Source organism: Saccharopolyspora sp. NPDC002376 (assembly GCF_053593195.1).
Window position 1 is genome coordinate 178,196 of record NZ_JBSFBZ010000005.1, and the last position, 14,746, is coordinate 192,941.

The window sequence follows — 14,746 nt, forward strand, 5'->3', positions numbered from 1 at the left end:
CGCCGCAGGTGATCGTCTGCGGCTAGCCGATGTTCGGGTCGAAGGTGAAGAGGACGAAGGTGCCCAGACCCACGGTCAGCAAGACCGAGACGTACAGCAGCATCTTCAGCCAGAAGCGCGTGCCGTCCTTGCGCGAGTAGTCGTTGATGACGGTACGCAGGCCGTTGCCGCCGTGCAGGCCGGCCAGCCAGAGCATCGTCAGGTCCCACATCTGCCAGAACGGGGATGCCCAGCGACCCGCGACGAAGGCGAAGTTGATCCGCTGCACGCCGCCGTCCAGGAACAGCATGATCAGCAGGTGACCCAGAACCAGGAACAGCAGGACCACGCCCGACAGCCGCATGAACAACCAGCTGTAGAGCTCGAAATTGTTGCGGCGGGCGGCGGGCCGGGAGGAGGAGCGCGGCTTCTCCACGGAAAGCGGTGCGTTGGTGACGGTCATTGCCCTCAACCCCCGAAGAACTCGTTGACGGCGCGGCTGAGCAGGCTGATCGCGGCTGGGACGATCAGGACCAGCCACAGCACGAGGACGGTCCACAACATCGGCTTCTGGTACTTGGTGCCCTTGGCCCAGAAGTCGACCAGCATCACGCGGATGCCGTTGAACGCGTGGAAAATCACGGCCGCCAGCAGACCCAGCTCGAAGAGGATCATCACCGGGTGCTTGTAAGTCTCGATGACCGTGTCGTACGCGTTGGGCGAAACCCGCACCAGGGCGGTGTCCAGTACGTGTACGAACAAGAAGAAGAAGGTGAGTACGCCCGTGATCCGGTGGGCGACCCACGACCACATGCCCAGATCGCCGCGGTAGAGACGCCCCTTGGCGCGCAGCTCGGTGGCGCGTTCCGGTGCGTCGGCCGCGGAGGCGGTGGTGCTGGCCATGGTGGAAGGCCTCCAACCTCGCTGGTGGACTGACGGCCCAGTTCGGGAACATGAGCGACCGGCCCCGAGTCGCAGTTGGTCCCAATGGGTATTGGGTGTACGCCCGTCACCGGCCACGAACAGGGGCCTTGACGCATCGGATGCTAGACCCGACCAATCACCCAGGCCTACTCACCCGCGCCCTCTGTGATCGACCAGACAGGCCAGCTAGCCCGGTTGATCGATGTAGAAATCATTTCGTGACACGCGAGCAATGTTCACTCGGCGGCGTCAAGACTTAATTTCGAGAGCCACGTCACCGAATGGCGTGCGCCGCGAACCGGAAGAACAATTCACCGAGGACGACACCATCGAGTGGAGTTCTACCGGAACCGCATCTCTCCGGCATGCCGGAGGCGCGGTTGGGGGCGTCGCGGTGGGACCAACAGGAAAGGGGAACGGCATGCGGCGGACGCCGACATGGAGGCGCTCGGGTGCCGGACGTTCACGAACGGCCACTGCGGTGGCCGTGCTGCTCACCGGGGCGCTCGCGCTCTCCGGCTGCGCGAAGGACAGCGGAGGGGGCGGCGGCAACAACGCCAGCGGTCAGGGCTGTCAGCTCAGCGCGCCGCCAGCCGGGGCCCCGGCGCCCAACCCGTCGCCGCAGCCGTCGGCCCCGCCGAACGCCAAGGACATGCGGGTCGGACTGGCCTTCGACATCGGTGGGCGCGGCGACGCCTCGTTCAACGACGCCTCGGTGGCCGGGCTGGACCGGGCGAAGTCCGAGATGGGCTTCTCCGAAGTCAAGGAGCTCGACGCCGGTGCCGGTGAGTCCGAGGACGCCAAGCAGACCCGCCTGCGTCAGCTGGCGCGCGAGGGTTACAACCCGGTGATCGCCGTCGGCTACGCCTACGCGGACGCGCTCAAGGCCGTCGCGCCGGAGTTCCCCGGCACCAAGTTCGCGATCATCGACGAGCAGATCGACGGCGTGCCCAACGTCACCCCGCTGGTCTTCGCCGAGGAGCAGGGCTCGTTCCTGGTCGGCGTGATCGCCGCGCACCGGTCGAAGAACTGCCAGGTCGGTTTCGTCGGCGGGGTGCGGACCCCGCTGATCCAGAAGTTCCAGGCCGGGTTCGAGGCGGGCGCCAAGGCCGCCGCGCCGTCGATCAAGATCGACAGCAAGTACCTGACCCCGGCGGGTGACTTCAGCGGTTTCCAGGACCCGAGCAAGGGCGCCGAGATCGCGACCGGCCAGCTGGAGGAGGGCGCGGACGTGATCTACCACGCCGCGGGTGCCTCCGGTAAGGGCGTGTTCTCGTCGGTCAAGCAGTCCGGGGCCATGGCGATCGGCGTGGACTCCGACCAGTACAACCAGCCGACCGTGGCCGAGTCCAAGGAAGTGATCATCTCGTCCATGCTCAAGCGCGTCGACCTCGCGGTGTACGACTACATCTCCGCGGTCGCCCGCGACGACCTGGGCTCGCTGCCGAAGAAGTTCGACCTGGCCATCGACGGCGTCGGGTACTCCAAGTCCGGCGGCATGGTCGACGACCTGGTGCCGGTGGTGGACGCCTACCGGAACGCCATCGCCAACGGCGACATCGAGGTCTCCGACAAGCCGTGACGTTCGACGGCGGTTCCGCGCGGGTTTCGCGCGGAACCGCCCGGTGGGGGTTTCACCCGGGCGGTGGCGGTTTCGCGCCAACTGGGTTGCGCCTGGGCCGAAACCGTCCATTGTTGAGCGTCCGTTCGCTTCGCTGCCGCGAGACGACGTCCTCTGGAGCGCCATGAACACCGCCACCGAACCGGAATCCGGTGACCCGCCCGCCGTCGAGCTGACCGGCATCACGAAGGCCTTTCCCGGCGTGGTCGCCAACTCCGATGTGAACCTGTCGGTGCGCGCTGGCGAGGTCCACGCGCTGTGCGGCGAGAACGGTGCCGGCAAGTCGACCCTGATGAAGATCCTCTACGGCATGCAGGCCCCGGACTCCGGCACGATCCGGGTCCACGGCGAGGAGGTGCGCCTGCGCACCCCGGCCGAGGCGATCCGCGCCGGGATCGGCATGGTGCACCAGCACTTCATGCTGGCCGACAACCTGACCGTGCTGGAGAACATCGTGCTCGGCGCGGAAGGCGAGCACGGCATCGGCGCGAAAGCCCGCCGCGAGGTGCGAGAACTGGCTTCCCGAGCGGGCTTCGAGGTTCGCCCGGACGTGCTGGTCGAACGGCTCGGCGTCGCCGATCGGCAGCGCGTCGAGATCCTCAAGGTTCTCTACCGCGGCGCGCGGATCATCATCCTGGACGAGCCCACCGCGGTGCTCGTGCCGCAGGAGGTCGACGAGCTGTTCGCGACGCTGCGCACCATGCGCGAGCAGGGCTTCACGTTCCTGTTCATCTCGCACAAGCTCGACGAAGTGCGCGCGATCGCCGACACGATCACGGTTCTGCGCCGCGGCACCACCGTCGGAACCGTGCCCACCGGCGAGGTCACCAGCCAGCGGCTGGCCGAGATGATGGTCGGCAGCGAACTCCCGGTGCCCGAGCGCGGCGAGTCCACGGTGACCGATCGCGAAGTGCTCGTCCTTTCCGGACTATCCGCATCGGAGCAGGACCGCGCGGTGCTGTCCGACGTGGACCTGGTGGTGCGCGCCGGGGAGGTCGTCGGCATCGCCGGGGTGGAGGGCAACGGCCAGACCGAACTGGTCGAAGCGATCATGGGCATGCGTTCGGTCGACTCGGGCCCGATCACCCTCAGCGAGCGCGACCTGACCGGCCTGCCCACCCTGGCCCGCCGCGAAGCCGGTATCGGCTACGTGCCCGAGGACCGGCACCGGCAAGGCCTGCTGCTCGACGAACCGCTCTGGTACAACCGCATCCTCGGTCACCAGACCCGCCGCCCGGTCGCCCGCGGCAGGTGGCTGGACCGGCAGGGCGCGAAGACCGACTCGGTGCGCATCGTCGAGCAGTTCGACGTCCGCACCCCCGGCATCGAGGTCGACGCGTCCGCGCTCTCCGGCGGCAACCAGCAGAAGTTCGTCGTGGGCCGGGAGCTCTCCGGCGATCCGGTGCTGCTGATCGCGGCACATCCGACCCGCGGCGTGGACGTCGGCGCCCAGGCCGTCATCTGGGACCACCTGCGAGCCGCCCGTGCGGAAGGACTGGCGGTGCTGCTGATCTCCGCCGACCTGGACGAGCTGATCGGCCTGTCCGACACCATCCGGGTGATGTTCGGCGGACGGCTGGTCGCCGAGGCGGACCCGCGCTCGGTGACCCCGGAGGAACTCGGCGCGGCGATGACCGGCGCCCAGGACGGTGAGGTCGCATGAGCAGCCCTGTGCCCGACCGCGCCTCGGGGGAACGTGACGCGACCCGGTCACAAGAAGCCGCGAAACGCGAGATCACTCTCGAACGCAACCACCACTGCGATTCCCGGAGAGGCGGGACCGCATGAACAACTGGCGGACACGCCTGCTACCTGCGGCGTTGGCGATCGTCTTCGCGACCGTGCTGTGCAGCGCGGTGCTGATGTTCTCCGGCGCGAACCCGATCGACACGCTGCTGGAGATGGTCACCCAGGTCGGCCGCGGGACGACCGCGGTGGACGTGGTCAACACCGCGGGCAGCTACTACCTGGTCGCCATCGCCGCCGCGATCGGGTTCCAGATGAACCTGCTCAACATCGGAATCGAGGGCCAGTACCGGCTGGGCGCCTGCGTGGCGGCGATCGTCGGCGGCGCGGTCAGCCTGCCGTTCGGGCTGCACGCGCTGCTGGTCGTCGTGGTCGGCGCGGTCACCGGCGCGCTGTGGTGCGGGATCGCGGCGGTGCTCAAGGTCTACCGCGGGGTGTCCGAGGTGATCTCCACGATCATGCTCAACACCCTGTCCATCGGGCTCATCGCCTACCTCGTGCAGGACTTCGGCGAGATGCGCGGAAACATGCAGGGCACCGCGATCATCCCGGAATCCGGCTGGGTGCCGGGGATTCCGCTGGGCGGCGCCGGGACGATGTTCGGGCTGGTGCTGCTGTCGGTGGCCGTGGGCGTCGGGTACGCGGTGCTCGTCGACCGCACCCGCTACGGCTTCCAGCTGCGCGCATCGGGCTTGTCGCCGACCGCAGCGCGGGCCGGTGGCGTCGACTCCAAGCGCATGATCATGTCGGCGATGCTGATCTCCGGTGCCATCGCCGGGGTGGCCGGGCTGCCGGAGATCCTGAGCCGCGACCACACATTCACCGTCAACTTCCCGACCGGCTACGGCTTCGCCGGCCTGGCCATCGCGCTGCTGGGTCGCAACCACCCGATCGGCATCGCGTTCGGCGCGCTGTTGTGGGCGTTCCTGGACAAGAGCTCGCTGACGCTGGACAACATCGGGGTGCCGAAGGAGATCGTGACCATCTTGCAGGGCACCATCGTGCTGTCCGTGGTCGTGGCCTACGAGCTGGTGCGCCGCCGCGAACTCGCCGCCGAGCAGCGACGGGTCGGCCGTGCGCTGGGGACCGGCGAGCCGGTCGCCACCGGAGGTGAGCGGGCATGACGACCGCGCTGAGCACCGAACCGGAGAAGACTTCGCACAAGGCCGCTCGACGCCAGATGCCCGGCTGGGCGCGCGTCGTGCTCTGGGTGATCGTCGCGTTCACGGCCGTGGCGATCGCCTCGTACCAGACCGGCGTGCCGCAGCTGACCTCGTCGGGCACCGTGCAGTCCGCGGTGCGCCTGGGCATCCCGATCCTGCTGGCTGCGCTGGGCGGCCTGTGGGCCGAGCGCGCCGGGGTCATCAACATCGGCCTCGAAGGCATGATGATCCTCGGGACCTGGGGCGGCGCCTGGGCCGGTTACCAGTGGGGACCGCTCGCCGGACTTGTTGCGGCGGCCGTGTTCGGCGCGCTGGGCGGCCTGGTGCACGCGATCGCGACGGTGTCCTTCGGCGTCAACCACATCGTGTCCGGTGTGGCGATCAACCTGCTCGGCGCAGGCATCGCGAAGTACCTGTCGACGCTGGTGTTCGAACCGATCTCGCGGAACCCGCGGGAATCGCCCATGGTGCCGAAGTTCGACACCTACTCGGCACAACCGCTGGGCACCTGGCTGCAACAGCTCGAGGACCTGCAACGGGTGGGCATCTCAGATCTCGCGGGCATCCTCGGCGGCCTGGTCACCGAGGTCTCGCCGCTGACGATGCTGGCGTACCTGCTGGTGCCGACGAGCTACCTGCTGCTGTGGCGCTCGCCGTTCGGCCTGCGCCTGCGCTCCTGCGGTGAGAACCCGGTCGCGGCCGAATCCGTCGGCGTCAACGTCTACCGCTACAAGTACCTGGCGGTCATCATCTCCGGCGCGCTGGCCGGAATCGGTGGCGCGGCGCTGATCCTCAACCCCGGCCAGGCGGGCTACCTGGAGGGTCAGACCAACAACCGCGGCTACATCGGCCTGGCGGCGATGATCTTCGGCAACTGGCGGCCGGGCGGCCTGCTCGGCGGTGCGGCGCTGTTCGGCTACTCCGACGGCCTGCAGCTGCGCAGCGGCGAGACCAGCGTGCACGCGCTGTTCTACGGTGCGACGCTGCTGCTCGTGGTGGTCGCGGCGGTGCAGGTGTGGCGGCGCAGCTGGTTCGCCGCCGGTATCGCGCTGGTCGCCGCGGCGGTGATGTACGCGGTGTACTGGTACACCGACTCGCTGCCCGAGGAGCTCACGGCTTACACCCCGCACCTGGTGACGCTGGTGGTGCTGGGCGCGGCATCGCAACGACTGCGACCACCTGCGGCGAACGGCCTGCAGTACCGCAGAGGAGCGGACTAGTGACCGCAGTGGACTGGGAAGCGCTGCGCTCGGAGGCGGTGAAAGCGGCGGCGCTGGCGTACTGCCCGTACTCGAACCTGCAGGTGGGTGCGGCGGCGCTGTGCGACGACGGCAGAGTGGTGACCGGCTGCAACGTGGAGAACGGCTCCTACGGAGTCACCCTGTGCGCGGAGTGCACGATGGCCGGCCAACTCCGCCTGACCGGAGGAGGCCGCTTCGTCGCAGTGGCCTGCCGAAGCGGCACGGGAGACCTCCTGATGCCCTGCGGCCGCTGCCGCCAAATCCTCCAAGAACTCGGCGGCTCCGACTGCCTCGTGGACACCCCCAGCGGAATCCTCCCGATGAGCGAAGTCCTCCCCGACGCCTTCGAGCTGTAGGCGGTTGTCTTCTGCGGTTGTCCGTGGGAGTTCGGCACCGTGGGTGTCGAGCGAGTCGTTGGGCCAGGTGCTTCCCGGGGCAGACCGGGACCCTGGCCCAGCGCATTTCCGCGGTGGAGTGCCTGCCGATTCAGTTGTAGAACTTGCTCGTATGACTGGACTTCTGCGTAGATCACTCGTTTGGGGTGTATCTGTTGGAGGGGTTCGCGCCTCTATATATGCGAGAGGTTTCTTCGGGCTTGGAGGTGGTTGGGATGCATTCCGCAGTTGATGTGATTCGGGCGAAGCGTGATGGTGGGCGGCTCAGCGATGCGCAGATCGACTGGGTGGTCGACGCCTACACACGTGGGCAGGTTGCTGACGAGCAGATGGCTTCGTTGGCGATGGCCATCTTGTTGCGCGGCATGACGGCGGCGGAGACCGCGCGCTGGACTGCGGCGATGGTCGCGTCCGGCGAGGTGTTAGCGCTGGACCGGGTGCGAAAACCCACTGTGGACAAGCATTCCACCGGCGGCGTGGGGGACAAGATCACCCTGCCGCTGACTCCGCTGGTCGCCGCGTGCGGTGCCGCCGTGCCGCAGCTGTCCGGGCGCGGGTTGGGGCACACCGGCGGCACGCTCGACAAGCTGGAGTCCATTCCCGGCTGGCGGGCGCAGCTCTCGGACGAGGAGATTCGCGCGCAGCTCGACGACGTCGGGGCAGTGGTGTGCGCCGCGACGGAGGGTTTGGCGCCGGCCGACCGGAAGCTCTACGCCTTGCGGGACGTGACGGGCACGGTCGAGTCGATCCCGCTGATCGCCAGCTCCATCATGAGCAAGAAGATCGCCGAGGGCGTGCAGTCGCTGGTGCTGGACGTCAAGTGCGGCTCCGGCGCGTTCATGAAGGACCCCGGCCAGGCGCGGGATTTGGCCACCGCGCTGGTGGAGATCGGCACTGCCAGCGGGTTGCGGACCAGCGCGCTGATCACCGACATGTCAGTCCCGTTGGGACGTGCGGTCGGCAATGCGCTGGAAGTGGCCGAGGCAGTGGATGTTCTGCGCGGTGGCGGTCCATCGGATGTCGTGGAACTGACCCTGGCCTTGGCTCGTGAGATGCTCGACCACGCTGGACTGTCCGATGTGGACCCAGCGGAGGTCCTGGCGGATGGACGCGCCTACGACTCGTGGTGCCGGATGATCCGGGCCCAGGGTGGAGATCCTGAAGCGGAGCTGCCACGCGCACAGCACGTCGACGTGGTCACCGCTCCGGAAGACGGTGTGCTCACCGAGCTCGACGCGTTCGCGGTGGGTATCGCCGCATGGCGGCTGGGCGCGGGACGAGCGCGCAAGGAGGACGACGTCGAGCACGCCGCAGGAGTGCTGTGCCTGGCGAAGCCAGGTGACCGGGTCACCGCCGGACAGCCGCTGCTGGAACTGCACACCGACCGGCCGGAAACCGTTGCGGGCGCCCGAGAAGCCTTGACCGGCGCATACGAAATCAGCGGCGCCGACTGGAGGTCGACGCCGCTGATCCTGGATCGAGTGGCTGCGAACAGCTGACTCAGCTGATGCGCGGCGGTTCGGGGCTACCCGCGCCGCCGCGCAGAGCCTGAAATTAGGCGCTCTCGGCGGTGAAGTCGTCTTCGCCGTCGGTCAGGGCCTTGTCCGTGGTGTCGCGCTTGGCGCTCTTGGAGCGGCCGCGGCGCTGCTGGCGGGGGAGCGTGGTGGGCGGCGGCGGGGCCGACGGCGCGCTGCCGCCGAGGATCAGCTCGGCGAAAGTGGCCATGGCCTCGTCGAGCTGCCCGGCATGGCGCCGCTCGCTCTCCTCGTTGGCCTCGCGGACCAGGGCGTTCAGCGAGTCGCTGTCCGGGCGGGACGCGAGCGTGCCCGACAGCTGCGTGAGGTTCTTCGACAGCGTGCCGCCGAGGTCGCCCAGGCCCGTCTTGACGCCTTCCTCGACGGTGTCGAGGCGGTTGGTGAAGCCCTGCTCGACGGTGTCGATGCGGGTGTTGACGTTGTCCTCGACCTGGTCGAGACGCGAGGTGACCTGGTCCAGCCGGTCGGTGAGCTGACCCAGGCGGTCGGCCAGCTTGTCCAGCTTGTCGGTCGGGTCCACCGCCGGGCGGGCCGCGAGCTGGTCCAGCTTGGCGTCGATCTGGTCGCGGGTGCCGGCCACGGCGTCGGACAGCGCGTTCTGCGCGTTGCCGGTGGACTCGGTGACCGCGCGCTGCAGGGCCTCTCGGGTGCCGTCGAGGTGCTCGTGGACGCCCTCGTCGATCTCGGCGAAGCGGCCGCGCAGGCTGGTCTCCAGCGAGTCGATGCGCTCGCGGACCGGGCCGTGCACCGTCGCGGGCAGCGACTCCAGACGGCCGTCCTGCTTGTCCAGGTGCAGCCCCAGCTCGTCCAGGCGCTTGTGGATGTGGCCGAGCTTGTCCTCCAGGCCGTCCATCCGGCCGACCACGCCGTCCATCCGCCCGGCGACTCCGTCGAGTCGACCGTCCAGCTGGGCGAACGGCTTCGCGAGCTTGTCGACCAGACCGTCGACGGAGCCCTTCAGCTCGACCAGCGCGCCGTCGTGCGCCTCGAGCTTGGCCAGCGCTTCGTCGAGTCGTTCGGCCAGCACGCTGACTTCGGTGCGGTCCGGCAGCTCGCTCAGGCGTTTCCGCACGGAACCCAGCGACTCCAGCGGGGAGAGCCGGGCGTGGATCTCGTCCAGGGCGTCGAAGATCTGCTGTTGTTCGCTCTCGCGGATCTCAGCCGCACGCGTGAGCATGTTGCGCATGCGGTCGAACGACATGTTCTCGGTCACGGCTAGGGGCGTCCTTCGTCGAGTGGGGATGAGGACTCGCCGAGCCTAGCCACTCTGTTCCGGCGTTCCCAGGCGCCCCCCGGTACATTGCGTGATTACCTGACGAGGCATGAATCCATTTGGGGCAGCACTGTTCCGCCAAAAAGTCCAGTCGACTCGACGCCGACTGCGATAAGCGTTGTATTCAGGATCCGTCCGAGTGAGTTCTGCGGGACGGCTGTTCGGCTCCGCAGGCCTCGGAAACCCGTTGTTCCTGAAGTTTTCGCAGGGTTTTCGCTGGTAGCTGTCCGTGATGCACCGATCGGCTCCCTGTAACGTGGATGCATGTCGACTCCGGTGAACCTGAACACCATCCGGCAGGCGCCCAAGGTGCTGCTGCACGACCACCTCGACGGTGGCCTGCGGCCCCAGACCGTGATCGATCTGGCGCATGCTGCCGGGTACTCCGACCTGCCCCACGAAGATGCTGCTGAGCTGGGACGATGGTTCGAAGCGGCGGCGGATTCGGGGTCGCTGGAGCGGTACTTGGAAACCTTCGCGCACACCGTCGCGGTGATGCAGACGGAGGAGGCGTTGGCCCGGGTCGCGGCCGAGTGCGTCGAGGACCTGGCCGAGGACGGAGTGGTCTACGCCGAGGTGCGCTACGCCCCGGAGCTCTTCCAGCAGGGCGGGTTGACGCTCGACCGGATCGTGCAAGCCGTCCAGGACGGATTCCGGGAAGGTGAGCGCCGTGTAGCCGCCGCCGGAAAACGTATCCGAATTGGTACCTTGCTGTGTGCCATGCGGCAGAATGCGCGGTCGGCGGAAATCGCCGAGCTCGCGGTTCGGTATCGGGACGCGGAAGTCGTCGGCTTCGACATCGCCGGACCGGAAGCCGGATTCCCGCCCACCCGGAACCTGGACGCCTTCGAATACCTGCGCCAGCAGAACGCGCATTTCACGATTCACGCTGGTGAGGCGTTCGGGCTCCCGTCGATCTGGGAAGCCATCCAGCACTGCGGTGCGGAACGGCTCGGGCACGGCGTCCGCATCGTCGACGACATCAAGGTCGACGAGGACGGCTCGGTGCACCTGGGTCGGTTGGCGTCCTACGTGCGGGACCGGCGGATCCCGCTGGAGATGTGCCCGTCGTCGAACCTGCAGACCGGGGCGGCCGAGTCGATGGCCGAGCACCCCATCGGCCTGCTGGCGAAGCTGCGCTTCCGGGTCACGGTGAACACCGACAACCGGCTGATGAGCCACTGCTCGATGTCGGGCGAGTTCGCCGCGCTGCACGAGGCCTTCGGCTACGGCTGGGAGGACATGCAGTGGTTCACGGTGAACGCGATGAAGTCGTCGTTCATCGGTTTCGACGAGCGCCTCGAGCTGATCAACAACGTGATCAAGCCCGGCTATGAGGCACTGCTCGACTAAGGAGAATGTTCCAGGCTCGTTCTGCGTGGCGGTGCGGGTGGCGGAACCTCAGCGTCCGCCTGGTCTGCGGGTGCCCTGACTTATGCCAATACACGGTGTCAGGGCCGTCCTCGCCAGGCGAACGCTGAGAACCCGCGGCGGCGCGAGTTGCGAGGGTGGGCTAAGCGGCTGCGCCGCTTTAAAAACAAAAATGGATCGAAACATCGCGTGCTGCACATAAGGTGCTGCGCTCGGATCGGCGGCATTGGATACTGCCAGTCCTGAACGCGATTCATGGTCGGCGCGAGGGCAGCGGCGCCGGGGACTCCCGGGAGGGACACGGTGGTACGGGGTGGCGCGCCAACGCTGATCACGTCGGTGCAGCGCGCGCTTCGGTTGTTGGAGGCGGTCAGCGAGCAGCCGTCCGGCACCACGGCGAAGAACCTGTCCAGGCGGACCGGGATCGCGCTGTCGACCACGTACCACCTGCTGCGCACCCTGGCCCACGAGGGATATCTCGAGAAGCTGGACGACGGCGCGTTCATCATCGGCGCCCAGGTCGCCGGGCTGCATTCGGCTGCGCAGGACCAGGGCCTGCGCAGCCGAATCCGCTCGGTGATGACCGAGCTGCGCGACGACCTGAACGCGGCGGTCTACCTGGCCCACTACTGCGACGGTGACGTGGTGGTGGCCGACATCGTCGACAGCGCGCGCACCCCGCGGGTGGACACCTGGGCCGATTTCAAGGAAGCCGCGCACGCCACGGCGATCGGGAAGTGCCTGCTGTCCGGGCTGAGCAAGGCCGAGCGCGCGGACCACCTCGACCGCTACCCGCCGGCGAACCTCACCCCGCGCACGATCACCCGGATGCGCGACTTGATAGACGGTCCGGAGAACGCGGTCGTCACCGATTCGGAGGAGTACTCGTTGGGCACGGCGTGCATGGCCGCGCCGGTCGTGGGCACCGGTTTGCCGATGACGCTGGCGATTTCGTTCCCGGCGCGCAAGCTCACGGCCACCGATTCCTTCGAAATCCCGTTGCTCACGGCTGCCGGGGAGATCTCCAGGACGGTCGCGGTCGTCGGCGATTTTCCCACGGCTGGGTGACTTTCGGGCGCGGAAGTCCGGCCTACCTGGGAGTAATCACTATCTGAAATATTCCATCTTGTCCTATGCCAGCGGTTTCGCGAGCATCTTTCGCAGCGGGGGCGTATTCGATGAGGGGCGTAAACCCCTTGGCGACGTCCCTCACCGGTGCAAAGGCTGAGGGGAACCATGTGCGCGGGCGACGACGGGGCACTGCTCGAAGCGGTCCGATCCGGCTCGTCCGCAGCGTTCGCCGAGCTCTACGCCCGGCACCGCGCGGCAGCGCGGACGATGGCCAAGCAGGTCGCGGCGACTCCGGCCGATGTGGACGACCTGGTCTCCGAGGCGTTCGCCAACATCCTCGACGTCCTCCAGCGCGGCGCTGGACCGGTCACGGCCTTCCGCGCCTACCTCCTCACCGCCATCCGGAATCTCGCGGCCGCGGCCAGCAGCCGTGATCGCCGCGTCCTCCTGGCCGCCGAGCTCGACGGCTCCCAGCTGGACGAAACCCTGCCGTTCGTCGATCCCGCGGTGGCGGAGCTGGAGCGCAACCTGGTCAAGCAGGCCTTCTCCCGGCTCCCGCGCCGCTGGCGCCACGTGCTCTGGTGCGTGGAGGTCGAGAAGCAGACCCCGGCAGAGGTCGGCAGGCACTTCGGGATCAGCCGGAACAGCGCGGCAGCGCTGACCTACCGCGCCCGCAAGGGCCTGCGCGAGGCCTACACCCAGGTGTGCCAAGGCGAACCGACCCAGCGTCGCCTCGCCGCTCCCGGCGAACTCCTGGCCGCCGCCTGATTTCTCACCCGCTCGAGTTCCGGGAATGATCCTTTTTCATCCTGTCTGGCCTACGGCCGCGAAGCGCGACCGGCACCGCGCGGCGAGGGGCCGCATGCGCCGCAGGTGCATAGCTCACCCTCGCAGCTGGCACCGCCACCCGCACCGCCACGCACAACGAGGATGGAAAAACCTCAATGAAAAGCGCGCACCTCCGGTGATGAGGTGCGCGCATTTCGAGTTCGGGTCAGTGCGAGCGGAAGCGCTCTTCGAGGTCTTCGACCAGCTTGCGCCAGGCCTCGACCTCGGCGTCGAACGGGCCGCTCGGGGGCAGCCGGTTCGGGCTGGGGCGCAGGACGAACGAGACCAGCCAGCCAAGCCGCTCCGACGCCTGCAGCGCCTGCTCGACGCTGTTGTCGTCGGCCCAGGCCGCCGCGTCCATCAGCAGTTCCTCGGCCAGGTCCAGCTGCGTCGGGTCCACATCGGACGGACCGCTGCCGAGGTCGGCGTCCAGGCCGGTCAGCACGTAGGTGTTGTCGTCTTCGACCTCGACCTCGAGCTCACCGGCGGTGGCCTTGTCCCGCACCTGCGACCAGGTCGAGACCCGCTCCAGGTCGGTGCCGGACACCGCGTCGTCGTCGGCGACGAACCGGGCCAGCGCGCGGGCGCTGGGGAACACGTCGATCTTCCCGCCGCTGCCCAGGAAGACCGGGTCGTCGTCGAGGTAACAGCGCAGCGAGTAGTGCTCGCCGGTGCTGGTGATGATGCGGATCGGGTCGATGCCGACCTCGCCCCAGAAGCCGAGCTCGACCTCCTCGATCTCGTCCACGTCGGACTCGTCGGAGGTGTCCGCCTCCTCCTCGGCGCTGGCCTCCAGGGACTCGGCGAGCTCGGTCTCGGCGGCGGCGACCGCGTCGTCCGGGACCTCCGGGGTGGTGACCACGGCGTCGATGGCGTCCAGGACCTCGTCCCAGCGCTCCACGACGACCTTGCACAGCTCGGTCCAGCGACGCTGCCCGTCCTTGCCGGAGAAGGCGAAGGTGCCCTGGTCGAGGATGGCGAACCCGTCGGTGGAGTCCAGCACCTCGTGCACCGCGTCCAGCTCGCAGACGTCGGCCAGCGAGCGGGCGATCTCGACGATGTCGGCGAGCTCGCCGACGGTCCAGGTGTCCAGCGGCTCGGCCACCAGCTCCGGGACGCCGACAAGGTCGAACTGGTGGTCCTCGTCCGGGTTCAAGTCCTCGGCAGCGAGCTGGGGCACCACGTGCCACGCCGGGTGGTCGTCGAGGTCGTGCTCCTTCGCAGTGCGCACGAACGCTGCCAGGTGCGCGGCGTCGGGGAACGCGTAGAGGTCGTCCTCGTGTCCGAGGAACGCTTCCCACTCCTCGCCGTCCTCGCGCCAGCGCGGCGCCCACAGGGTGACGACGTCGCCCTGCGGCAGCCCGAGCTCGATGGGGACGATGTCGTGCGCCATCTTTCTACCTCCGGTCACCGAACCAGACCTCGCGAAAGCCTACGTGTTGTCCGTTCGCTGCGTGTTCCCCGGTCCGGCTGTCACCGTATCGAGCCCGAGGTGTGCAACTGTCGACGGAACAATTCGTAACGATCAGTCGTTGGTGTGGTGGATTCGTCCCAATGGCGTTGGGCTGTTCGGCGCAGCGGGGGTCGAGGTCACCTTTG

The 14,746-nt window shown here is 68.2% G+C and carries 13 protein-coding genes; 9 read left to right on the top strand and 4 right to left on the bottom strand.

Going from position 1 to position 14,746, the window contains the following annotated elements:
• Window positions 1-22: 22 nt before the first annotated feature.
• On the bottom strand, window positions 23-442 hold the full coding sequence (locus ACWCO2_RS06180) for a succinate dehydrogenase hydrophobic membrane anchor subunit (RefSeq protein WP_450126622.1): 420 nt from the start codon (window positions 440-442) through the stop codon (window positions 23-25).
• 5 nt (window positions 443-447) lie between these two features.
• Window positions 448-882 (bottom strand): succinate dehydrogenase, cytochrome b556 subunit, encoded by a 435-nt coding sequence (sdhC, locus tag ACWCO2_RS06185; RefSeq protein WP_450126623.1) that lies wholly within the window; start codon window positions 880-882, stop codon window positions 448-450.
• A 442-nt stretch (window positions 883-1,324) separates the two neighbouring features.
• Between sdhC and ACWCO2_RS06190 the strand changes: the two genes are divergently transcribed.
• The 6 genes from ACWCO2_RS06190 (at window position 1,325) to ACWCO2_RS06215 (ending at window position 8,568) form a co-directional block, all read left to right on the top strand.
• Window positions 1,325-2,485: a BMP family lipoprotein gene (locus tag ACWCO2_RS06190; protein WP_450126624.1), complete on the top strand. Its 1,161-nt coding sequence runs from the start codon at window positions 1,325-1,327 to the stop codon at window positions 2,483-2,485.
• 163 nt (window positions 2,486-2,648) lie between these two features.
• Window positions 2,649-4,187: an ABC transporter ATP-binding protein gene (locus ACWCO2_RS06195; RefSeq protein WP_450126625.1), complete on the top strand. Its 1,539-nt coding sequence runs from the start codon at window positions 2,649-2,651 to the stop codon at window positions 4,185-4,187.
• Between the two features lie 121 nt (window positions 4,188-4,308).
• Window positions 4,309-5,394 carry an ABC transporter permease gene (locus ACWCO2_RS06200; protein WP_450126626.1) on the top strand — a complete coding sequence of 362 codons (1,086 nt, stop codon included), beginning with the start codon at window positions 4,309-4,311 and terminating at the stop codon, window positions 5,392-5,394.
• Window positions 5,391-6,653, top strand: a complete 1,263-nt coding sequence (locus ACWCO2_RS06205) for an ABC transporter permease (RefSeq protein ID WP_450126627.1) — start codon at window positions 5,391-5,393, stop codon at window positions 6,651-6,653. Before ACWCO2_RS06200 ends, ACWCO2_RS06205 begins: the two co-directional genes overlap by 4 nt.
• A complete protein-coding gene (locus ACWCO2_RS06210) occupies window positions 6,653-7,030 on the top strand; it encodes a cytidine deaminase (RefSeq protein WP_450126628.1) in 378 nt (125 codons plus the stop codon). The genes ACWCO2_RS06205 and ACWCO2_RS06210 overlap by 1 nt, the downstream gene beginning before the upstream one ends.
• Before the next feature lie 254 nt (window positions 7,031-7,284).
• Window positions 7,285-8,568 (top strand): thymidine phosphorylase, encoded by a 1,284-nt coding sequence (locus tag ACWCO2_RS06215; protein ID WP_450126629.1) that lies wholly within the window; start codon window positions 7,285-7,287, stop codon window positions 8,566-8,568.
• A gap of 55 nt (window positions 8,569-8,623) precedes the next feature.
• Here the strand turns inward: ACWCO2_RS06215 and ACWCO2_RS06220 are convergent, their stop codons facing one another.
• Window positions 8,624-9,817 carry a hypothetical protein gene (locus tag ACWCO2_RS06220; protein WP_450126630.1) on the bottom strand — a complete coding sequence of 398 codons (1,194 nt, stop codon included), beginning with the start codon at window positions 9,815-9,817 and terminating at the stop codon, window positions 8,624-8,626.
• A 324-nt stretch (window positions 9,818-10,141) separates the two neighbouring features.
• On the opposite strand from ACWCO2_RS06220, the gene ACWCO2_RS06225 reads away from it, so the two are divergent.
• The 3 genes from ACWCO2_RS06225 to ACWCO2_RS06235 all read left to right on the top strand — a co-directional run bounded on the left by ACWCO2_RS06225 (window position 10,142) and on the right by ACWCO2_RS06235 (window position 13,087).
• Window positions 10,142-11,230, top strand: a complete 1,089-nt coding sequence (locus tag ACWCO2_RS06225; protein WP_450126631.1) for an adenosine deaminase — start codon at window positions 10,142-10,144, stop codon at window positions 11,228-11,230.
• A gap of 357 nt (window positions 11,231-11,587) precedes the next feature.
• Entirely contained in the window at window positions 11,588-12,316 is a 729-nt protein-coding gene (locus ACWCO2_RS06230) for an IclR family transcriptional regulator (RefSeq protein ID WP_450126632.1), read from the top strand.
• Between the two features lie 168 nt (window positions 12,317-12,484).
• Window positions 12,485-13,087: an RNA polymerase sigma factor gene (locus tag ACWCO2_RS06235; protein WP_450126633.1), complete on the top strand. Its 603-nt coding sequence runs from the start codon at window positions 12,485-12,487 to the stop codon at window positions 13,085-13,087.
• A gap of 226 nt (window positions 13,088-13,313) precedes the next feature.
• Here the strand turns inward: ACWCO2_RS06235 and ACWCO2_RS06240 are convergent, their stop codons facing one another.
• Window positions 13,314-14,540, bottom strand: coding sequence for a primosomal protein (locus ACWCO2_RS06240; protein WP_450126673.1), 1,227 nt, complete (start codon window positions 14,538-14,540; stop codon window positions 13,314-13,316).
• Between the last annotated feature and the right edge of the window lie 206 nt (window positions 14,541-14,746).